19 protein-coding genes and 1 other annotated feature are annotated in these 22,238 nt (G+C 38.5%); of the genes, 9 read left to right on the forward strand and 10 right to left on the reverse strand.

Annotation, left to right across the window (positions count from 1 at the left end; translation table 11 throughout):
- Positions 1 to 203: 203 nt before the first annotated feature.
- The 7 genes from MLE14_RS13920 (at position 204) to MLE14_RS13950 (ending at position 7,768) form a co-directional block, all read left to right on the forward strand.
- Positions 204 to 1,412 (forward strand): S1C family serine protease, encoded by a 1,209-nt coding sequence (locus tag MLE14_RS13920; protein WP_243299007.1) that lies wholly within the window; start codon positions 204 to 206, stop codon positions 1,410 to 1,412.
- Positions 1,413 to 1,600: 188 nt separating this feature from the next.
- The gene (locus tag MLE14_RS13925) at positions 1,601 to 1,795 is read left to right on the forward strand and encodes a CxxH/CxxC protein (protein WP_243299008.1); all 195 of its coding nucleotides are present in this window, start codon (positions 1,601 to 1,603) and stop codon (positions 1,793 to 1,795) included.
- A gap of 56 nt (positions 1,796 to 1,851) precedes the next feature.
- On the forward strand, positions 1,852 to 2,331 hold the full coding sequence (gene rlmH / locus MLE14_RS13930) for a 23S rRNA (pseudouridine(1915)-N(3))-methyltransferase RlmH (RefSeq protein ID WP_243299009.1): 480 nt from the start codon (positions 1,852 to 1,854) through the stop codon (positions 2,329 to 2,331).
- Between the two features lie 82 nt (positions 2,332 to 2,413).
- Positions 2,414 to 3,442: an asparaginase gene (locus tag MLE14_RS13935; protein WP_243299010.1), complete on the forward strand. Its 1,029-nt coding sequence runs from the start codon at positions 2,414 to 2,416 to the stop codon at positions 3,440 to 3,442.
- A gap of 56 nt (positions 3,443 to 3,498) precedes the next feature.
- Entirely contained in the window at positions 3,499 to 4,131 is a 633-nt protein-coding gene (locus MLE14_RS13940) for a copper homeostasis protein CutC (protein ID WP_243299011.1), read from the forward strand.
- 209 nt (positions 4,132 to 4,340) lie between these two features.
- Positions 4,341 to 5,855 carry a malate:quinone oxidoreductase gene (locus MLE14_RS13945; RefSeq protein ID WP_243299012.1) on the forward strand — a complete coding sequence of 505 codons (1,515 nt, stop codon included), beginning with the start codon at positions 4,341 to 4,343 and terminating at the stop codon, positions 5,853 to 5,855.
- A 515-nt stretch (positions 5,856 to 6,370) separates the two neighbouring features.
- A complete protein-coding gene (locus MLE14_RS13950; RefSeq protein ID WP_243299013.1) occupies positions 6,371 to 7,768 on the forward strand; it encodes an NAD-dependent malic enzyme in 1,398 nt (465 codons plus the stop codon).
- A gap of 249 nt (positions 7,769 to 8,017) precedes the next feature.
- On the opposite strand, the gene MLE14_RS13955 is transcribed toward MLE14_RS13950, so the two are convergent.
- Positions 8,018 to 9,172, reverse strand: coding sequence for an endo-1,4-beta-xylanase (locus MLE14_RS13955; RefSeq protein WP_243299015.1), 1,155 nt, complete (start codon positions 9,170 to 9,172; stop codon positions 8,018 to 8,020).
- Positions 9,173 to 9,883: 711 nt separating this feature from the next.
- Between MLE14_RS13955 and MLE14_RS13960 the strand changes: the two genes are divergently transcribed.
- Positions 9,884 to 10,951 carry a M14 family zinc carboxypeptidase gene (locus tag MLE14_RS13960; RefSeq protein ID WP_243299016.1) on the forward strand — a complete coding sequence of 356 codons (1,068 nt, stop codon included), beginning with the start codon at positions 9,884 to 9,886 and terminating at the stop codon, positions 10,949 to 10,951.
- Between the two features lie 111 nt (positions 10,952 to 11,062).
- Here MLE14_RS13960 and ahpF read toward each other — a convergent pair whose 3' ends face one another.
- The 5 genes from ahpF to MLE14_RS13985 all read right to left on the reverse strand — a co-directional run bounded on the left by ahpF (position 11,063) and on the right by MLE14_RS13985 (position 16,734).
- Entirely contained in the window at positions 11,063 to 12,592 is a 1,530-nt protein-coding gene (gene ahpF / locus MLE14_RS13965) for an alkyl hydroperoxide reductase subunit F (protein ID WP_243299018.1), read from the reverse strand.
- 16 nt (positions 12,593 to 12,608) lie between these two features.
- Positions 12,609 to 13,172 (reverse strand): alkyl hydroperoxide reductase subunit C, encoded by a 564-nt coding sequence (gene ahpC, locus MLE14_RS13970; RefSeq protein ID WP_243299020.1) that lies wholly within the window; start codon positions 13,170 to 13,172, stop codon positions 12,609 to 12,611.
- Positions 13,173 to 13,472: 300 nt separating this feature from the next.
- On the reverse strand, positions 13,473 to 14,600 hold the full coding sequence (nspC, locus tag MLE14_RS13975) for a carboxynorspermidine decarboxylase (RefSeq protein WP_243299021.1): 1,128 nt from the start codon (positions 14,598 to 14,600) through the stop codon (positions 13,473 to 13,475).
- Between the two features lies 1 nt (position 14,601).
- Positions 14,602 to 15,840: a saccharopine dehydrogenase family protein gene (locus tag MLE14_RS13980; RefSeq protein WP_243299022.1), complete on the reverse strand. Its 1,239-nt coding sequence runs from the start codon at positions 15,838 to 15,840 to the stop codon at positions 14,602 to 14,604.
- A 669-nt stretch (positions 15,841 to 16,509) separates the two neighbouring features.
- Positions 16,510 to 16,734, reverse strand: coding sequence for a hypothetical protein (locus MLE14_RS13985; RefSeq protein ID WP_243299023.1), 225 nt, complete (start codon positions 16,732 to 16,734; stop codon positions 16,510 to 16,512).
- Between the two features lie 174 nt (positions 16,735 to 16,908).
- Between MLE14_RS13985 and MLE14_RS13990 the strand changes: the two genes are divergently transcribed.
- Positions 16,909 to 17,580: a YdeI/OmpD-associated family protein gene (locus MLE14_RS13990; protein WP_243299024.1), complete on the forward strand. Its 672-nt coding sequence runs from the start codon at positions 16,909 to 16,911 to the stop codon at positions 17,578 to 17,580.
- Between the two features lie 40 nt (positions 17,581 to 17,620).
- On the opposite strand, the gene MLE14_RS13995 is transcribed toward MLE14_RS13990, so the two are convergent.
- The 4 genes from MLE14_RS13995 to MLE14_RS14010 form a co-directional block, all read right to left on the reverse strand.
- Positions 17,621 to 18,448: an energy-coupling factor transporter transmembrane component T family protein gene (locus tag MLE14_RS13995; RefSeq protein ID WP_243299025.1), complete on the reverse strand. Its 828-nt coding sequence runs from the start codon at positions 18,446 to 18,448 to the stop codon at positions 17,621 to 17,623.
- Positions 18,439 to 20,151: an ABC transporter ATP-binding protein gene (locus MLE14_RS14000; RefSeq protein ID WP_243299026.1), complete on the reverse strand. Its 1,713-nt coding sequence runs from the start codon at positions 20,149 to 20,151 to the stop codon at positions 18,439 to 18,441. The genes MLE14_RS13995 and MLE14_RS14000 overlap by 10 nt, the downstream gene beginning before the upstream one ends.
- A 120-nt stretch (positions 20,152 to 20,271) precedes the next feature.
- Positions 20,272 to 20,829, reverse strand: a complete 558-nt coding sequence (locus tag MLE14_RS14005; RefSeq protein WP_243299027.1) for an ECF-type riboflavin transporter substrate-binding protein — start codon at positions 20,827 to 20,829, stop codon at positions 20,272 to 20,274.
- A gap of 18 nt (positions 20,830 to 20,847) precedes the next feature.
- Positions 20,848 to 21,705, reverse strand: coding sequence for an SAM hydrolase/SAM-dependent halogenase family protein (locus MLE14_RS14010; RefSeq protein WP_313897611.1), 858 nt, complete (start codon positions 21,703 to 21,705; stop codon positions 20,848 to 20,850).
- 108 nt (positions 21,706 to 21,813) lie between these two features.
- Positions 21,814 to 22,081 (reverse strand) — a binding site (T-box leader).
- Positions 22,082 to 22,238 lie beyond the last annotated feature (157 nt).

The following is a 22,238-nucleotide window of genomic DNA, read 5'->3' on the forward strand; positions in this document are numbered from 1 at the left end:
TTGTTTGTTTTATAACGTACTATAATATAGATAGGAGCTTTTCTTTGATGGATTGTATAAAAAATACGGGAGCAGCGGAATAATAGGTAGGATAAGTAGAATAAAGACCTTTCTGTACATATCAGTAAAGACAAAAGTGCATGTTAACTCTAGTTTTTACCCTAATAAGAAAAACAATTGGTATGCGAAAGGATGATGTTGGTTTGGGTTACTATGATCAAGACTACGAACAGCCACCTAAAAATCAGAAGGGAAATAAAGGATATTTGCTTTCTAGCCTAGTCGGTATTGTACTAGGTGCATTATTAGTGATTATTGCTGTACCTGCCCTTATTAATTATAACGTTCTCCCGTATGATACAGAGAATCAAACCGAAAATGGCGCTGGTGATGAAAGAGAAGCCCCTATTCAACAAAATGTATCGGTCGATGTTACGACACAGGTAACACAAGCTGTAGAGAAGGCACAGGGTGCTGTTGTTAGTGTCACTAATATTCAGGCCAATAATTTTTGGAACCAGCAAGCAGAAGCTGGAACTGGATCTGGCGTTGTGTATAAGAAAGCAGGAGATGTAGCGTATATTGTAACAAATCACCATGTGGTAGAAGGTGCAAATCAAGTTGAAATTACTTTAACGGATGGAACAAAGGTACCTGCTGAGATTAGGGGTACGGACATATGGACTGATTTGGCTGTATTAGAAATCGAAGCCGAACATGTAACAACAGTTGCTGAGTTTGGCGATTCTGACGCACTGACAACCGGAGAACCCGTGATTGCAATTGGAAGTCCCCTAGGCATGCAATTCTCCGGTTCTGTTACACAAGGAATTATTTCAGGATTAGAAAGAGCAATCCCGATTGATATCGACCAAAACGGAACCGTTGATTGGCAAGCAGAGGTTCTCCAAACCGATGCGGCCATTAATCCTGGTAACTCAGGAGGAGCCCTTGTCAACATTAATGGCCAGGTAGTCGGGATTAATTCAATGAAAATTGCCCAAGAGGCTGTAGAAGGGATTGGTCTAGCTATTCCGATCAATGATGCGATACCGATTATTGAAGACTTAGAGCGATTTGGGGAAGTGCAGCGACCTTCAATGGGAATCACCATTGGGGGAGATGTAAGTTCTGTCTCCACTTATCATCAAAGAGAGACACTCCTATTACCGGAGGATGTAACAGAAGGCGTTTTTATTGCCGATGTGGTACCTAATTCCCCTGCAGCTCTTGCTGGGTTACAAGAGCTTGATGTAATTGTCGCGTTAGACGGAGAACCGGTTAATAACATCATTGAGTTGAGAAGATATTTATATACTGAAAAAGAAGTCGGGGACCAAATGGAGGTCACCTTCTATAGAAATGGTGAGAAACAGGAAGCGGTACTTAAATTGGCTAGCGGCAGTATTTAATTTTATGAAAGGTGTGGATAAAATAGATTCCACACCTTTTTTATATTTGTGGAAAAGTTTACGTAATCGGTTATCATAGTAAAAGAGATAAATTTGTGGAAAACTGTATTGTCTAATTGACAGAAGAACCACAAATACTAATCAATATAAAGAGCAGAATGTACATTATTGAAGTGAGGGTAAAAGTGATGAAATCATTGATTTACTGCTGTTTAGAGCATGTTGATCTGGCATTAGAAGATGTGGTAGACGAAACGGGAGAGCCGCCGATTTTAAACAAGGTTGAAGGAGAAAATGAACTATCAACAGGCTGTGAATATTGTCAAAATCAAGCGATATATGTGGTAGGGAACACTCATTCTGACACAATATGTGGACAATAAATGTGTATATGTGGATAACTTCTGTGGATATCTTGTTCGTAAAGTGAGGAAAACCTGTGAATATCACGATTTTGTCGGTCGGAAAATTAAAGGAAAAGTACCTAAAGCTTGGGATTGAGGAATATGTCAAACGCCTGTCGAGCTATGCAAAAGTTGAAATTGTCGAAGTTCCGGATGAGAAGGCGCCAGAAAATTTAAGTCCAAAGGAAGAGGAAATGGTTAAATTTAAAGAGGGAGAACGGCTCTTGGCAAAAGTTAAAGATGAAGATTATGTCATTGCGTTGGCAATCGAAGCGCAGATGCCCTCTTCAGAAAAACTTGCAGCCAAACTGGATCAGCTTGCTACATATGGAAAAAGTAAAATCTCCTTTATTATAGGCGGATCATTAGGATTAAGCAGCGAAGTTATGCAGCGTGCAGATGAGGCGATATCCTTTTCTCGTATGACATTTCCTCACCAGCTGATGCGGTTAATATTGGTAGAACAGATTTACCGAGCATTTCGGATTATTAGGGGTGAACCGTATCATAAGTAGATCTAGTTATTTACCCTTTGCAAATAAGTGATTGGAAGATATAGGATAGATAGAGGATGTTATCAAGAGGAGATGTAGAAACATGAACGCGCTAACCTTAGTTGAAGAAACCAGAGCAGGTGTAGTTGAAAATGTTCATACTGGTATGATTTGCGGGGTAAATGAAAAATTAGAAACGATATACTATACAGGGGATTCTGCCCACTACACGTATTTTCGGTCTGCAGCCAAGCCAATCCAAGCGCTGCTAGTATTTTTATCAAATTGTATAACGAAATATGGACTGACGAATGAGGAGGCCGCTTTGTTTACAGCTTCTCACCGGGGAGAATCCTATCATATCGCTGCCCTTGAATCGATGTTACAGAAATTACCTGTCAGTGAAGATGAATTATTTTGTCCATATTCTTATCCCTTAAATGTCAAGCCAAAGGAAGAAATGCTTCGAAAACATATGGAGAAAAGAAGGCTGTACCATAACTGTGCGGGAAAACATATGGGGTTTGTGACGGTTTGCCGTGAATATGGATTCCCAGTCGAAGGATATTGGAAGGTGGATCATCCGCTTCAGCAACAAATAGTAAAATTTCTTTCGGAGCTGGCGGAATTGCCTATTTCTGAGGTTAAGATTGGAATAGATGGTTGTGGTGTCCCTGTTTTTGCCATTCCATTAAAAAATATGGCACTGACGTATTTAAAATTAGCATGTCCAGATTTGATTAAAGATCCATTATTGCAAGAAGCTGTGATGCAAATGACTAGTGTCATGAATGAACATCCCCGTATGGTTGCTTCAGAGAACTTTATTTGTTCCGTCCTGCTTCAGGATCAAAATATCGTAGCAAAAGGCGGAGCGCAAGGGGTATATTGCTTCGGTTTGAAGAAAGAAAGAACGGGCTTTGCTTTAAAAGTGTTAAATGGATCAGAGGATGTCTGGCCTGTAATTGTAGCTGGTATTCTTGAGCAAATTGGCTATGAAAACAAACAAACGATTGCTAGTTTAAGAGCTTTAAAACCATCCATTATACGGAATGATGCAGGGGCGGATGTTGGGAAGATTAACGAAAAGTTTATATTAACTGGAACGCAAAATACGGCTTCAGAAAAATAGCGGTTTTGATACATTAAGGTTTAGAGGCTGAACATAATTTTGTAAGGTGGATGTTTATGCTTAAAGAAGTCTGTGTGGAGAATTTTACGATCATTCCCGATGTGATTGCAAGGGGGGCAGGCCGTATTGAGCTTTGTGACAATCTTGCTGTCGGGGGTACAACGGTAAGTCACGGTGTTGCTAAAAAGACTATTGAATATTGCCACAGTAAAAATATTAAGATTATGGCCATGATAAGGCCTAGAGGTGGCAATTTTATTTATAGTCATGAAGAAATCGAAATGATGAAGTATGATCTCGTCCATCTAAAACAGTTAGGTACGGATGGAGTAGTGCTGGGCTGTTTAAATAATACGGGTTGGATTGATGAGATGGCCATGCTCACCCTATTAGAATTGGCAAATGGACTAGAGGTCACCTTTCACATGGGGTTTGATCAAATAAAACCTGAGTATCAGCTTAAAGCGATTGATTGGCTTGCAGAACACAATGTAGATCGAATCTTAACCCATGGAGGCCCGATAGATTCCTCAATTGAGCATAACCTGCCCAGATTGAAGGAATATATAGACTATGCGGCGGGCAGAATCATTATCCTTCCTGGTGGTGGAATTACTGATAAAAACCTACAATCTGTCGCCAATGCATTAAATATAAACGAAGCTCACGGGACAAAAATAGTTGGCTAAAACACTAGAGCCCAGTTGTATTGTCCTTCACTCCACTTTTTACCAGATAGTAGCTTTTAACTATCAAAAAATAAAAAATTTGATAAACTATTATTAGGTTATAATTAATACAGAAATGGTGTGAAATTATGTGGCTCCTTGGGCTGATGGTACGAAACCAGGAGCGCTAACATCATTTCTGCAAATCTTAAGAGATAAGGTTGATAAAAATGAGTAACAGACATACTACAACAGACGTTATCTTAATCGGTGCCGGAATCATGAGTGCGACTTTGGGGGCACTGCTGAAAGAGTTAGTGCCGGAATGGAAAATTACAGTGTTTGAGAAGCTCGAAAACGCAGGAGAGGAAAGCTCTAACGAATGGAATAATGCAGGAACGGGGCATTCTGCACTGTGCGAGCTTAACTACACTCCCGAAAAATCGGACGGATCCATAGATATTAGCAAAGCTATAAAAATTAACGAACAGTTTCAGATTTCAAAACAGTTTTGGTCTTATCTTGTAAACAGCAATCTCATACGTAATCCTCAGGACTTTATCATGCCATTGCCCCATATCAGTTTAGTGCAAGGAGAAAAAAATGTAACGTTCTTGAAAAAACGTTTTGAAGCGCTGTCAAATAATCCATTGTTTCAAGGCATGGAATTTTCCGATGATCCGGAAAAATTAAAGGAATGGATTCCGCTTATTATGGAAGGCCGTACATCGAAGGAACCGATAGCGGCAACAAAAATTGACTCCGGAACCGATGTCAACTTTGGCGCTTTAACACGCATGTTGTTTGACCACTTAAAGAGTCAAAACGTCGAAATTAACTACAAACATTTGGTAAAGGATATTAAACGTACTACCGACAACTCGTGGAAATTAAAAGTGCTTGACATGGATAGCGGTAAAATCGAATACCATACTGCAAAATTCGTCTTTATCGGCGGTGGTGGCGGAAGTCTGCCTTTACTGCAAAAAACAGGTATTCCTGAAAGTAAACATATCGGGGGATTCCCGGTAAGCGGACTATTCCTGGTATGTAACAATCCGGAGGTTGTAGAGCAGCATCATGCAAAAGTATACGGCAAAGCTGCAGTTGGTGCACCTCCAATGTCTGTGCCGCATCTAGATACACGATATATCGACAACAAAAAATCATTGCTATTTGGACCGTATGCCGGCTTCTCTCCAAAATTCTTAAAAACTGGTTCAAATATGGATTTATTAGGTTCTGTAAAACCGAATAATGTCTTCACTATGTTAGCAGCAGGTGCAAAAAACATTCCATTAACAAAATATCTGATTGGGCAACTTATGTTATCAAAAGAACAACGTATTGAAGAGTTACGAAAATTTGTTCCGACCGCTAAAGGTGAAGATTGGGATATTGTAGTGGCGGGGCAACGTGTACAAGTTATTAAAGATACTGACAGCGGCGGCAAAGGAACGCTTCAATTTGGTACGGAAGTTGTTAGTAGCTCGGATGGCTCGATTGCTGCATTGCTTGGTGCTTCTCCAGGTGCTTCTACTGCCGTCCACGTCATGCTTGAAGTAATTAGAAAATGCTTCCCGCAACATCTGAAAGCCTGGGAACCGAAAATAAAAGAAATGATTCCATCATATGGCATGTCATTAATGGAAAATCCAGAGCTTATCCGCGAAATTCATACTTCAACTGAGAAGGCGCTGGGCTTAGCAGATCAAAAGGATAAAAAACAAGTAAATCTTGCATAACCGAAGTAGTAGATGTCATAGAATTCAACGGTTCTATCGGAATACTGATAGAACCTTTTTGTTCCGCCCCGCTGTAGTTTCAATACCTGGATTAATGAGTTACAAGAAACCTCATGGTTCTGCTTTATAACAAGATTACTCTATCGCGTAGTGCATTCAATATTGATAGTTTACCTTTTTTATAATGTTTAAATATCAGGCAGATTTCATTTTTGATAGTATAATGAAAGCGGTACATATTATGTTGAGAAGGAAACATTGCCTTCAATAAGATTTGCTATCGTTGCATTGCAATAAAATCTATTAATCGTGGTAATCGATTACAACAAGAGCTTGCTTCGGCAGTTTAAATCAATAAAATATTCAAAAGATTTGACATCTTATAGTAAACTAGTAATAAGAATAAGTGTGTTAACTATGTATCTGTCTTTTAGGATGATGCCATATTAGAGGCAGGACCTTGGGCAGAGATGGCAAAAATTTTAATATAATGAATGGCTAAAAGGAGAGACACAATGGCTTACAATAATTTAGTAGCTCGAGTTGAATTAAAAAATGTTTCGTTTGGTGAAGTCGCTTCTGTAATAGGAAAAGCAGGGGGAGATATCATATCCATTGATGTGATTAGTTCAAGCGGGGAATCTTCTGTGCGTGACATCACAATTGCAGTTAGGGACATAGAGGAGGAACAGGTTCTTGATCGTCTGAAAGCAACCCCAGGTGTTAAAATCATTAATGTATCTGATCGAACATTCCTTGCGCATTTGGGTGGAAAAATTTCGACTAAAACAAAGATACCAATCAAAAATAGAGATGATTTATCAAGGGTTTATACTCCAGGCGTTGCCCGTGTTTGTTCCGCTATTTATGAAGATCCGCGGAAAGCTTACTCTCTCACGATTAAAAGGAATACTGTTGCCGTTATCTCAGATGGGAGTGCGGTACTCGGTCTTGGAAATATAGGTCCACTCGCATCGGCTCCAGTTATGGAAGGGAAAGCGATGTTATTTAAGCAATTAGCGGATGTCGATGCCTTTCCAATTTGTTTGGATACGCAGGATACAGAGGAGATTATTCAAACCATAAAAAATATCGCGCCTATTTTTGGCGGGATTAATTTAGAAGATATTAGTTCCCCGCGTTGTTTCGAAATTGAAAAGCGTTTGAGTGAAGAATTGGATATTCCAGTGTTTCATGATGATCAGCATGGAACCGCAGTGGTTGTCATTGCAGGTCTTTTAAATGCTTTAAAAGTAGTGGGCAAAAAAATTGAAAACGTTCGTGTGGTTGTGAATGGAATCGGAGCAGCTGGTGTTGCCATTTGTAAAATGCTTATCAATGCGGGAGTAAAACGTCTTGTTCCTGTGGACGTAGATGGGGCAATCATAAATGGCGGAACCTATCCTCATCCAATGTGGCAATGGCTCGCAGAACAAGATCAAGTGGAAAAACAAGAAGGGACATTAAGAGACGTTATTAAAGATGCTGATGTCTTTATTGGCGTATCCAGAGGCGGGGTTTTGTCGGCTGAAGACGTTCGGAAAATGGCTGAAGATCCAATCGTTTTTGCGATGGCTAACCCTAACCCTGAGATTTCTCCAGAAGAAGCTCTTGAACATGTTAGAGTATTTGCAACAGGACGCAGTGACTACCCAAACCAAATTAATAACGTTCTAGCGTTCCCTGGCATTTATCGTGGAGCTCTCGATTGTCGGGCAACTCATATTAATGAGCCAATGAAGCTTGCTGCAGCTCGGGCCATTGCTGCTGTGGTTACCGATAAAGAATTAAATGAGCAGTATATTATTCCGAGTATTTTCAACGAGCAGGTTGTTTCAAAAGTACGTTATGCTGTGATACAAACAGCTATTTTAACAGGGGTAGCCCGTCGGATCCCAAAGGATTTTAGATAGAAGGTTATCTTATTCTTACTGTTTATTCAATCCCTTAATATTGTTTTATTTAGCCCTAATTTCTTCGAAGGAATTAGGGTTTTCATTTATGAATTAAGTATTTTCGCCGTTTCACCTGATACGGTGACCGTACCCATAAGTAAATGAGGTTTTTTCTATAATCCTTGTCTGATTTCGATCTTAATATAGGCTCAAAATATAATAAAATCAGCTCCGAAACCTCGGAGCTGATTAACTAGTTTCCTTTAGTTAGTCTATAATTGCCCAATATGCCAGTTTTACATTGTAATCTGGATCAAAAACAAATGGAGCATCTTTTCCTACTCCGTCATTGTACTGTTCCGCGCGGTCGTCCAGCCATGTATGGTTATCAGCAACGCCCCAGAATGTTACATTACTAATTTTATCATCTAATCTTTCGTATAATTCAAATAATGCATTGTAACGATCTGCCTGGGCTTGGAATTTCTCTTCTCGAATATCAGCATATGTCGGATATGCCGGTCTAGGCGGCCAACCATAAAGGCTAACATCAAGCTCAGTAATTTGATTATCTAACCCAAGACTTGCAAACAAATTAATAGAATCCTCGGTCTCCTGTAAAGTAGGCCAACCGATTTGGATGTGAGACTGATGCCCAACTCCATCAATTGGAACACCCTGCTCCAATAATTCTTTAACTAGGTTATATAAGTAAGTTCTTTTCGGTTCTACTTCAGTATTGTAATCATTGATATAAAGCTTAGCGTTCTCTCCTGCATATTTTCTGGCTGTCTCAAAAGCAACTTTTATGTAGTCAGTGCCAGTAATTTTATACCATGGGGATTCACGTAAACCTTTGCCATTCGGTGCATATTCATCGATTACTTCATTCACAACATCCCAAGAGTCTATATCATCTTTATAGCGTTGCACAATTGTTTTAATATGTTTTTCTAAACGTTTTAATAAAAGCTGTTTGTTCTTCTCGCGTTGTTTTGGATCTGTCTCATCGGCCATTGGTTTTCCATTCTTATCAAGGAAGAACCATTCTGGTACTTGGCTATGCCAGACGAGGGTATGGAAACGTAAGTCCATATCATTTTCCTTTGCAAACTTAACAATTTTATCTGCCTGTTCAAAGTTAAATTTACCTTCTTCTGGTTGAATATTTATAGGCTTCATGACATTCTCTGCAACAATACTGTTATAATGGTGCTTTAGCACTTCCGCGTCCTTGCCTTCTAATTGATAGGGCTCAACGGCTGCACCGATTGTGAAAGAATCTTCATATCTTTCATCCAATGGTTTTACCTCTAATGCACTTTTCGGTTCATTTGTGGCAGCTGCACTATTTATTCCAACAGGTAGTAATAAGACTATAGCCACCCCTGAAATAAAAGATTTACGTACATTGTTTAGCATGTTTCAATCTCCTTTTTAAAAATTGTTTTTTGAAGGTTTTTATAAAGGACTTTAACTAAGCTTTCATTTTATAGTTCCCTGGCCAGGAGAAAGAAAGGGCTTTCAATTTGTTGCGAAAAAATGATCAAGCCGCAGTCCTTGCTTGTGGTAATTATAACATCGAGAACTTAGTTTATCTACTAAATAAACTAAGTATTCGAACTATTTTATTAATTTGGTAAAATTGTAGCAGTAAAAAATAACTAAAAATGAAGTTTAAAAGCTAAAATATTCTAGTGATTTTGGACCAGGGGAGCGGTCGTTCTAAATACTCAGCAAAAGGAGCCGACCTTATCTTTGAATAACTGGCCAAGATAAAGGTTCTGTATTTAATGGAACAGCAAATTTCGATGGTATACGACAATGACAATAATCTGTACGTGTAATAGTACCTATTTTTCATGGTGTGATTTATTTTAATAGTTTACGATTGGTCAGTTTTGCCTATGCAATATGATAAAAATTATTAGACATGCTTAAATCTCAATAAAATCTTATAACCGAATACCTGCCTGTCTGCTATAAAACACAAATATATACGTCTATTTTCATATATTTCATTACTCGAAATATGTCTAAAGAATAGACAGAATACTCTATTAATTCTGTCAAATATAACTTATATAATGATAGTTACCTATTGAAAATTAATAGAAGGCGGAGGGATATTTAATGAGTTTGAAAAAGAAAGTTTTATCGGTTTCTTTATCTGGCTTAATGGCGCTGGGGATATTCACTAATGTTACTATTCCGGCCAGTGCAGTTGGAAATGGTCCAGAACCTGGCCATGGTTCGATTCAAACTTCGATTCTGCATACGTATGAAAGCATGGTAGACTACCTTAAAACAGAAGATGCAAAGCAAGAAGCAATGGAGCTTGAAGTGATTGGCCAAACTGTAAAAGGACGAGATATTTATCTAGCAAAATACATATCCAATCCAGAAAATCCAACTATTCTATTTTTAACTCAACAGCATGGAAATGAACAGCTTACTACGGAAGGAGCTCTAGAATTTATTAAACACTTAGGTACTAATAAAACAAAAGGTGTTTTAGAAAATGTAAATGTGCTAGTGCTTCCAATGCTGAATGCAGACGGTGCAATGGGAGATGTTAATTTTTCGCTGGATAATTACTTAGCAGACGGAGAACGCCATCTTACACGTTACAATGCAAATGAAGTTGACTTAAACCGTGAACATGATAAAGCGATTGAGGATATGGAAGTTGAAGTTAGAGCATTGCACGAAAATGTATTTGCAAAATACGATATTGATTACATGATTGATTTACACCATCAAGGAGCAATGAATCAAACGGAAGGTGAACTAGTTTCTGGATCCATCCTTTATCCAACCAATTCCCAAGTAAAACCAGAAGTTTTAGAAGGCTCAAAAAAGCTTGGGGCTATAGTATATGGCGCACTTGAAAATACGGGTTGGGGCCACATAGGTAAATATAATGGCGGGAATGGTGCAAATATTGGACGAAATGGTGCTGCCCTCCGTTATGATATCTCAACACTTCTTTTTGAAATGCGCGGAATGTCTGATCACTATATCGAATCATACGCGCTAGGTCAAAAAAGTAATGGCTATTTAATTAAGCAAACGATTTTAACATTAGATGCGGCAGTAAGAGCCATTGCAGATGGATCAATTGAAACAGCTGATACAAGCTTCTGGGATACTCTTCCGACACAAACAACAAGACCCAATGAAGAAGATGATAGTGAATAAAAATATGTAAGTATATCCGTGATAAAGGAAAGTCGCTCAACTGCAATTAAAATAGTGAGCGACTTTCGAAATTAAAAGATATACTTTGAGAAATGTAGATTAAATGTGTCATTAATTTCTGATTAGATAATCGAATGCTCCTAAGGCAGCAGTAGCGCCTGTTCCCATTGAAATTATGATTTGCTTATAGGCGCTATCTGTACAGTCACCTGCAGCAAACACGCCAGGGATGTTGGTAGCTCCGTGCTTGTCTACGATAATTTCACCGAACCGATTGCGTTCAACTGTTTCACCTAGCCAATCGGTATTGGGAACAAGACCGATCTGAACAAATACACCCTGCAATTCAATGTGATGTTCTTCTCCTGTTTCACGATCAATGTAAGAAATGCCGTCTACTTTGTCAGTACCGGTAATTTCTTTTGTTTGGGCGTTCTTTAAAACCGTTACATTAGGAAGGCTATAAAGACGCTCTTGCAAAACAGCATCAGCTTTCAGTTCTGGCATGAATTCAAGAACGGTTACATGCTTTACAATACCTGCCAGATCAATAGCAGCTTCAATGCCTGAATTACCGCCGCCAATAACAGCTACGTGTTTTCCTTCAAATAATGGTCCATCACAGTGTGGGCAGTATGCTACGCCTTTGTTTTTGAATTCTGCTTCGCCCGGGACACCAATATTGCGCCAACGGGCACCCGTTGAAATAATTACGGTCTTGCTCTTTAGAACAGCACCGTTTTCGAGTTCGATTTCAATGAATTCCTTCTTCTCTAATCGTCTGGCACGCTGCAAATTCATTACATCAATGTCATACTCTTTGACATGTTCTTCAAGACTTGCGGCGAGCTTAGGGCCTTCTGTATATTTCATACTGATAAAGTTCTCAATGCCCAAGGTATCCATGACCTGACCGCCAAAACGTTCAGCCACAATACCTGTACGGATGCCTTTGCGTGCTGCATAGATGGCTGCACTTGCACCTGCTGGTCCGCCACCAATAACTAGTACATCATATGGATCCTTGTTAGCAAGCTCTGATGCATCTGGTCCGTTTCCCATCTTGGAAAGAATCTCTTGAAGTGTCATCCGGCCGCTGCCAAAGGGTTCACCATTCAGAAAAACGGTCGGTACAGCCATAATGTCTTTACTCTCTACTTCTTCTTTAAAAGCTGCACCATCGATCATGGTATGTGTGATAGTAGGATTAAGTATGCTCATTATGTTTAGTGCCTGTACAACATCAGGGCAGTTGTGGCAGGTCAGACTGATATATGATTCAAAGTGATATTCACCCTTTAAGCTTTTAATTTGGTCAATAACACTCTGATCAACCTTGGGAGCTCTTCCGCTAACCTGGAGTAAAGCCAATACGAATGAAGTAAATTCATGTCCCAAAGGAATCCCGGCAAAAGTTACCCCAGTGTCTTCGCCGACACGGTTCACACTAAAGCTCGGAGTTCTTTCTAATTGAGTTTTCTCTATCTTAATTTTCGATGACATAGTGGCTAATTCATCCACCAAATCTAACATGTCTCTAGATGTGTCATCCGATCCCGCACTAACTTTGAGTAGCACATTGCCCTCCATCAGTTCAAGATATTGGGCTAATTGTGCTTTTATATCTGCATCTAGTATCATGGATAATCGTAACTCCTTAAATCTTTCCTACAAGATCTAGGCTTGGCTTAAGTGTTTGGGCACCTTCCTGCCATTTAGCTGGGCAAACTTCACCAGGATTGTTGCGAACATATTGAGCTGCCTTAATCTTATTAATAAGAATGCTAGCATCGCGACCGATGCCATCTGCATTAATTTCAACAGCTTGAATAATCCCGTCTGGATCGATAATAAATGTACCGCGGGCAGCAAGGCCTTCTTCTTCATTAAGTACTTCAAAGTTTCTAGAGAGTGTTTGTGAAGGGTCGCCAATCATAATATATTCAATCTTGCCGATCGTTTCTGAATGATCATGCCATGCTTTGTGAGTAAAATGAGTATCTGTTGAAACTGAGTACACTTCGACCCCAAGTTCTTTTAAAGTCGCATAATGATTTTGCAAATCTTCTAGTTCAGTTGGGCATACGAATGTAAAGTCTGCAGGATAAAAGCAAACTACACTCCACTTGCCTTTAAAGTTTTCTTCAGTAACCTCAATAAATTCGCCATTATGGTAAGCATTTGCTTTGAATGGTTTTACTTCTGTTCCAATTAGTAACATAGCTACATTCCTCCTAAGATGTATTTTGTGGATTTAATTGGCATGCTGAAGACTAGAATTATTATCAATAATAATTCTAATTCAATATGCAATGTTATATAGAAATAGTTTTCTTGTCAATAACAGCAGACAATTTCCATGTATCATAGTCTCCATTATGTCCTGTTTAATTCCGATTTAAAACTTTATGCGATTGATATAAAAAAACCAGATTCCTATTTAGGAATCTGGCTTTTACTTTTTAAAAGATATCCTTATGTTTCAAAACAGTAGCAAAAAAATATTCATTCAGCTGAACTTTTAAGCTAGTCTCATCTTAAAGTCCTGATAGCCAAATTCACGTACGACCTGACAATCGCCATTTTTATCCTGAATGGCGATGGCTGGTAAAGGCATGCCGTTAAACGTGGTATTTTTCACCATTGTGTAGATCGCCATATCACCAAAAACTAAACGATCCCCGCTTTTTAAAGGCTGGTCAAAGGAATAATCCCCAATTACATCGCCTGCAAGACAGGTTTGACCGCCTAGTCTGTAAGTATATGGCTTCTCTCCAGGTTCGCCTGAGCCAAATAAAGGAGGGCGATAAGGCATTTCTAATACGTCAGGCATATGACAGGTTGCAGAAGTGTCAAGAATAGCAATATCGATGCCATTTTTTACAGTATCCAGTACCGATACAACTAGATATCCTGCATTAAGAGCAACCGCTTCTCCCGGCTCAAGATATACTTCAAGACCGTATTTATCCTGCATTCTCTTAATACATTCCTCAAGCAATGGAATGTTATAGTCTTCCCTCGTGATGTGATGACCGCCGCCAAAGTTAATCCATTCCATTTGTGATAGCCAGGGTCCAAATTTTTCTTCTACGGCATTCAGTGTTGTTTCTAAATCGTCAGAGTTTTGCTGGCAAAGTGTGTGGAAATGCAGCCCTGACACGCCTTCAAGCAAATCAGGACGAAAATGTTCCAGTGTTACACCGAATCGAGAGCCAGGTGAACATGGATCATAGATGGCATGTCCCACCTGTGTGGAGCATTCGGGATTAATGCGCAAGCCTACTTTTTTACCGGCTTTAAGCACCTTATCCTTGAATTTTTCCACCTGTGAGAAAGAATTAAAGATGATATGATCACAGATCGAAATAATTTCATCAATTTCATCTTCCCGATAGGCTGGGGCAAAGACATGATTTTCTTTGCCCATTGCCTCGTAGCCCAGACGAGCTTCGTATAAACCGCTGGCTGTAGTCCCACTTAAATACTTTCCAATAAGAGGATACAGCGTATACATGGAAAAAGCTTTTTGTGCTAAAACAATCTTGCACCCTGTCCGTTCCATAACTCCATTAAGAATTTTTAAATTTTTCTCCAGAAGACCTTCATCAACTACATAACATGGTGTTGGTAATTCTTCAAATCTCATCTTAACGAACGAGCTCCGGTTCTTTAACTTTTATAGGTTCGTTATCAACAAGCTCTGGATTAAAATCTTCTTTCCAAGGGAGTCCCCATTTATTCAATGCTTCCATGAATGGATCTGGATCAAATTCTTCAATATTGTATACGCCTGGTTTATTCCATTTTCCAGTTAAGATCATCATCGCGCCAATCATAGCAGGAACACCTGTTGTGTAAGATACTGCCTGAGAACCGACTTCTCTGTAGCATTCTTCATGATCACAAACATTGTACACGTAGTACGTTTTATCTTTTCCATCTTTTTTACCTTTGAAGATACAGCCAATGTTCGTTTTACCCTTTGTACGCGGTCCAAGAGAAGCTGGATCTGGCAGTACAGCTTTCAAGAACTGAAGCGGAATGATTTGTTTTCCTTCGAATTCAATTGGTGCAATTGAAGTCATACCTACATTTTCAAGACATTTTAGGTGAGTAAGGTAGCTTTCGCCAAATGTCATAAAGAAACGAATCCGTTTAATTCCTGGAATGTTTACTGCAAGAGATTCCAGTTCTTCGTGGTACAGCAAATACATGTCTCTTTCGCCAACTTCAGGGAAGTTATATACACGTTTGATTTCCATCGGTTTCGTTTCGATCCATTCTCCGTTTTCCCAATATCTGCCGTTCGCAGAAACCTCACGAATATTGATTTCAGGATTAAAATTCGTTGCGAAAGGATAGCCGTGATCTCCAGCATTACAATCAAGAATATCGATATATTCAATTTCATCGAAATGATGTTTGAGAGCATACGCAGAAAATACACCCGTTACACCTGGGTCGAAGCCGCTGCCTAAAAGCGCCGTAATCCCAGCCTTTTCAAAACGTTCGCGGTATTCCCATTGCCATTTGTATTCAAATTTTGCTGTATCTTCTGGCTCATAGTTTGCAGTATCCAGATAGTGTGTTTTAGTTGCAAGACAAGCCTCCATAATCGTTAAATCCTGATATGGTAAAGCTAAGTTCATCACAATGTCTGGTTTGAACTCTTCAATTAAAGCAATTAGTTCTTCTACATTATTAGCATCAACTTGAGCAGTTGAAATTTTCGTTTTGCCGCCATCTAGCTTAGCTTTTAAGTCATCACATTTTGATTTTGTACGGCTTGCGATGCAAATTTCTTCAAACACCTCAGGATTTTGGACACATTTGTGAATGGCAACAGAGGCCACACCACCGCAACCAATAATAAGTGCTTTTCCCATTTTCTCATCTCCTAATCTGATAGATTTTTAAGTTAATAAATAAAGAGCAAGAGTACAAACTTGAAGAAACAAAAAAAGCAAGTGCAAAACGCATAACCGCGCACACACTTGCTTTAGATATAATCCGAAATATTAAAAAGCATATGGATTCCATGACTAAAGTCATAGGACATAAGGATAGAAAGCTCTTTAATATCCAAAATATACCAATATGATCAGAGTCTATATAGCAAATAATTACTTTTACCACTCTTATTGACCGTTTCACAAGTTGATGTGCATATGCACTGGTTGTAAAGTAACCAACTTATAAAATTTGAGCTTTTAACTCAATCAATAAGGCAACTAAAAGTTGCCAATCGGCATTTGACCCGGCTGTCCGTATGGCCTTAACTTCCGAAAAAGTGGTCAAAATTATCTGCTTGGAAAGACCCAAATATTTTTGAATAAAAGCTTTCCAATTACATGCTTCTTTAGATTAACAACATATAAGAAAAATATCAATAGGAAAGTTAAAAAAATATCATACAATTTTTACAAAATTTCCGCATTTTTTTATTTATTGCTTAAAATTACTCCACATTTAATGAGAATCCTCTAATTGACGGGTTTGTCCGTTATTAGATTGTGTTCTCGCTCAGCCCACTTCATTTGAAATAATATCTTCTTTTAATAAAGTATCAATGGCTTCTGTGTTGTGCATACAAGGCATGGTTTTGCAAGACGATTTGCTGCTTTTGTTTGAGTTCTGGATATGTGAGGAAAGGCTGCTCCGTTACTTTTTGCAAATGAGATAAGTTCTTGTTCATAATGATTGATTCTTTCTTTAGGTACTGTTTTGGAAATAAACAAGTTCTGCTTCACTTTATTGATTTCAGCAATCGCTGTTTTCATAGATTTTAAATTTCCTATTCAGGAATCGGATAAACCTATTATGATCTACCTTAAACACCAGTATTTATATTTTTTAAACTAAAAATGGGATTCTTTTAACTGCAAAAATTGATAACGGTGTAGAGAACTTTTACAATAATAGATGAAATGAAATCAAAATAAAAAGGTGAGATGATGGCAAAATCAATTACAGAAAAGCTAAGCCTGCAAAAATATAAAAATGTAGCAGTTCTTAATCTCCCAGATGGCGCTGATTATTTAGAAGAATTAAATGATTATGATACGAAATTATCCGGCAGTTCGTATGATCTGATTTTTGCTTTTGTCTTAGATATGAAGTGTTTAAAAGAGCTAGTAGATCAGATTATTGAAAAAGATATTTTGAATAAAAACGGCTATATCTATTTGGCTTATCCGAAAAAGGGCAATAAGGTATATCCAACATATATTCATCGCGATGAATTATTGGATGGACTGGGAGCAGATGAAACTGGGTATATTGGCTCAAGTAATATAAAATTTGCCCGGATGGTAGGATTAGATGATGTATTTACGGTGGTGGGCCTTAAAGAGGATGCAAAAGGCAAAAATCAGACTTCTGCTAAAGCCAGTCAATGCGTGGATGATTATATCGATCTGATACCGCAGATTGAGAAAGATTTGGAAGACACTCCAGAACTGCTGGATTTCTACCAGTCCCTTACTCCAGGCTATCGTAAAGACTGGGCGCGATTTGTCTATAGTGCCAAACAAGAAGCAACTAAGGTGAAACGGCGTGAGGAAATGAAAAAGATTCTTGCTGCTGGATTTAAGAGCAGGGATCATTATATTAGAGATAATAAATAATATAAGAGGAGTTTCTTATCTGAGAAACTCCTTTTTTCAATTATATAAATGGGTTATAGAACCTGCTGCCGTCATAAAACGTAATGAATAGGGAGCCAATCAAGATTATAACGAAAAGGCAGATAGCGGCATAATCACAGGTTTGAAAGGGCTTTGCACTATACCATGTCCTTTTTTTATGTTTTCCAAAGCCACGGAGATCCATGGCGTTACTTACGACTTCAATCCGGTCCAAGCTTGAAAAAATTAAAGGAGTAATGATAGATGCTGCGTTTTTAATCCGTTTGGACAGCTTAGCTTTTTTAGACATATCAATACCTCGTGCCTGCTGAGATAATGATATAGTGCGATATTCCCTTTGAATATCAGGTATATAGCGCAGAGCTAAAGCCACTGCATAGGATATGCGATAGCTGATGCCAATTCGATTTAGTGATGAAGCAAATTCACTTGGATGTGTTGTGACGATAAATAAAAGAGCAACAGGGATGACAACAAAATATTTAAGAGAAATATTGAGCAAATAAAATAATTGTTCTGCTGTTAAAGCGAAGTGGCCAGAACCTAGAAGAATGTGTTCCGTACCATAGATCTCCACCCCCTGTTGAGGAGAGAAAAGATAAATTGCTATATTATTAAAGAGCATAAAGATTAAAATAAAGACTAGCACAAAAGAAACTTCCTTTATTTTTGTCCTAGATAATTTGAAAATGATATGGCTCCATCCAAAAAGAAAAAGCAGAACTCGTGTATCATAGGTTAACATGGCTGCAAAAGTCCAGATGATAAAACAAAGTAATTTAGTAGCCCCTGTTAACTGGTGAATGGGAGATTTTCGCTCAATATATGATAACATTTCTACTGCCATTGCTTTCTTGCCTCCCGATCGTAATCAATAAACCGTTGGACAAATTCAGTTGGATCATCTATCCCCGCAAGTTTTGCCAGTTCAAATAATGAGGTTTCTTTAAGGTTTGCCTGTTTTATGAGAGGATGGTTAGCTAGAATCTGAGTAGGCATGTCGTCTCCAAGTATAGTCCCATTGCCGATCACAATCGTTCGAGTGGTATATTCAAGCATTAGGTGCATATCATGAGTGATCATTAAAATCGTAATACCTTGTTTATTCAACTCTACTAAAAACTCCATTACCTCTGTATAATGCCGAAAATCCTGCCCTGCAGTCGGTTCATCTAATATAATGATATCAGGCTCGAGAACGAGAATAGAGGCAATAGTTACCCGCTTTTTCTGGCCAAAGCTTAATGCGGAAATGGGCCAATTGCGATAGGGAAATAGTCCGCAAATTTTTAATGTTTTTTCAACCTGCTCCGATATTTTGTCTTCTGAAAATCCTCTTGCTACAAGACCAAGAGCGACCTCATCATATATTTTATGCTTAGATATCATATGGTTTGGATTTTGCATCACCATGCCAATCCGAAGTGAGCGGTCACTAATTGTGTCATTGGACAGATCTTTCCCTTCGAAAAGAATCCGCCCTGTCGTGGGTTTTTCAAAGCCGCAAATGAGCTTCATTAAAGTTGACTTGCCTGCCCCGTTTTTGCCAACTATACTCACCATTTCCCCTTTATTGATAGAAAAGGATACATTATGTAAAATTTCATTTCCTGCGTCATAGCGAAATGAAATATTTTCAAGCTCTAATAAAGGGGTAGAACGTCGGGATGGCTGGTGAAGCGGCTTGGATTGAAACCATTTTTTGACTTGATCTTTCCAGCCATTCAAATTCAGATTGCTGATATGCTCAGGATTCATAGCAGGTGATACTTCACACCCAGCATATTTTAAAGCCTTTATGTATAAGGGTTCTCGTAAATTAGTTGCTTCTAATACATTTGAAGATAATAGCTCAGCAGGAGAAGAATCACTGACTATTCTGCCTTTATCGATAACAATAATCCGATCAACACTGCGATGTAGTACATCCTCCAAACGATGTTCAATAATGATAATGGTTTTATTGGTTTCTTTATGAATCCGGTCAATCAGCTCAATTGCATATTTTCCCGTAGCCGGATCAAGATTGGCAAGAGGCTCATCAAATAATAAAATATCTACTGCATCAACCATCACGCCTGCTAATGCAACTCTTTGCTTTTGCCCTCCTGACAAATGAAAAAGTGAGGAAGAGAGATGATCATCGACCTCTACCAGTTTCGCAATCTTTTCAACTCTTTTTTTCATAGCCTCTTGTGGTATACAATCGTTCTCCATCGAAAATGCAATATCCTCGCTTACTGTAAGTCCGATGAACTGACTATCCGGGTCTTGTAAAATAGTACCTACAGCTTTCGAGCGGGTAAATAAATCCTGTTTCAGTCCATTTTCAGATTTCATATATAGCTCACCGTCAAACTCTCCTTCATAGGAATGAGGGATTAACCCATTTATACAATGAGCAAGCGTACTTTTTCCTGATCCAGATGGGCCAATAATTAAAATCTTTTCACCTTGATAGATTGCAAGATTAATATCCAGTAAGGTAGGTTTCACCTGACTGCGGTATTTAAAAGTAAAATTCTTAAAATTTATAATAGGTATCCTCATTATGTTTCCCATCATTTCCCTACTAAAGCTTTTTGCTTTTATTTTACAACTCTTAGAATTTAATTGCGAAGGCTTCTTTCATGATAAAAGCCGGAAACATGTGTTTCCGGCTGCATAAAATTAAGCATCAATGTCTAAGCTATCTGACCTACTTCTTGTTTTTGCATAGGCAATTAATAGAAGTGTTCCGATAACACCGACGGTCACCATATTAGATACCCCTGCTACTAATCCCTGAACAAAAACTTTATTAGCTGGTTCCGCATAAATTAGTATATCCAGTACGGGTGCAACTAAGAACCAGCCAACGGCTTGCGCAATTACTTGGACAATATTAAAAGTAATAATTTGTTTGGTTCCCATTACGCCACTTTGAACATTGACATTTCTTGAGGCTAAACCAAATAAAAGTCCAACAACGCCAGAGACAATAACCCAGCTCCACCAAATAGACCCCCACATGATTGCATCTTTTAAGGCATGACCTATAAATCCAATGAGTGCACCAGCGATTGGGCCAAAAATGACTGACATAAGTGCTAAAAATGCATAGGACGTTTCGATATTCGTATTGGGAATACCTGAAGGAATAGAAGCAAAACGTCCAAGGATTAAGAAGACAGCGGTACCAATCCCAATCGCTACAATGGTTTTTGTAGAAAGTGCTTTGTTTGGCATAATCATTTTCTCCTTTTCTTATTCATATATGATCTTTGGCGCTTTTCTAAGCGAAATACGCCAATTTGATCCTGTTCCAATACTATAGTTTTTTGCAAATGAACCTTGGTTGATGGCAATCGCTAGGTTGTCTAAAGAGTTTATGTAAACCAATGGCTCCCCAATGCATAAATCCGCAAAAGAACGACCATAGGTCATGAAATTTTTGTAAATCCTCTTCGAATCGTGTTGAATTAAAACTTCAACTGAGTCTCCATATTCCATTCCTAATTGAAGAAATAACTCTCGGCTGATGTTAGTCCAGACATTTCCGAAACGAACATCAAGCACATCTATCATTCCGGTAAGGGCACCGTTTAAAAATCTAGCTTCAAAGAGCGGTAATAAAACAATTGAATCAACTGAATAAGCTGGCCCTACTTCTTCAAATGAAATCGTATTAGATGCAAGTCTAGCCCCTGTATACGCATAGATATCTCGCCCATGAAATGTATGGGATGCCCCTGAACGGGGCAGTCTGTTTTTTTGTTCATCAATAATTCTTGCTTCAACGATTCCGATACTATGATGTATATGGGTAAGAGTCCCGTTATCAGGTGTAACAATAAAGTGATTAGATGCGGTCTTTACAACAACACTTTTTCGGTCACTCCCAACACCTGGATCTACGACTGAAACAAATACCGTATTTTCTGGCCAATAAGGAATGGTTTGCAATAAGCGATACGAAGCTTCCCAAATATTGTATGGGGGAATATCATGCGTTAAATCAAATAGAGGCACGGAAGGATCCACCGTTTGCGCCACTCCATACATGGCACTGACTGCCCCATCACTCAAGCCAAAATCTGATTGCAGTACCAATGCATTACTCACCTTATACTCCCCTTTCATCTATTCATAATAAAAAAATGATAAAAATATGTTTTTCATTCCTTTTATTTTGACTACCGCAAACATAAAAAACGTCCCTATCTATTATTAGATAAGGACGTAAGATTATTTACGCGGTACCACCTTATTTTACCGTTTGCTCACACAAACAGCCTCTGCAAGTACAGAATATTACATTCTTATACTGTGGTTTCGATAACGGGTACCAAGTCCCGCCGCAACCTACTTGATATCCAAAGATACGTTCAGTAACGAAGCTTAAAGGCCATTTTCAAATCTGTATTTTTGCTTCTTTTCAGCACCCGAAGCTCTCTGTGGAAAAATTACTAGATTCTACTTTCCTTATCATTGCTTTAACTTATTAACGATTACATTATTGGAAAATATGCCTGAATCCGTAGCGAAATCCTTTATAAACTTGCTCATAATGCCTGATATAATAAGGTTATCAGCTATTTTTGACTGATTAATTTTTTTCACCAGGCAGGTGTTCAAATTGGTTAAGTTTATATTAG

Origin of the sequence: Bacillus litorisediminis, from assembly GCF_022808645.1 — a bacterium.
Lineage (GTDB): Bacteria > Bacillota > Bacilli > Bacillales > JC228 > Bacillus_BF > Bacillus_BF litorisediminis.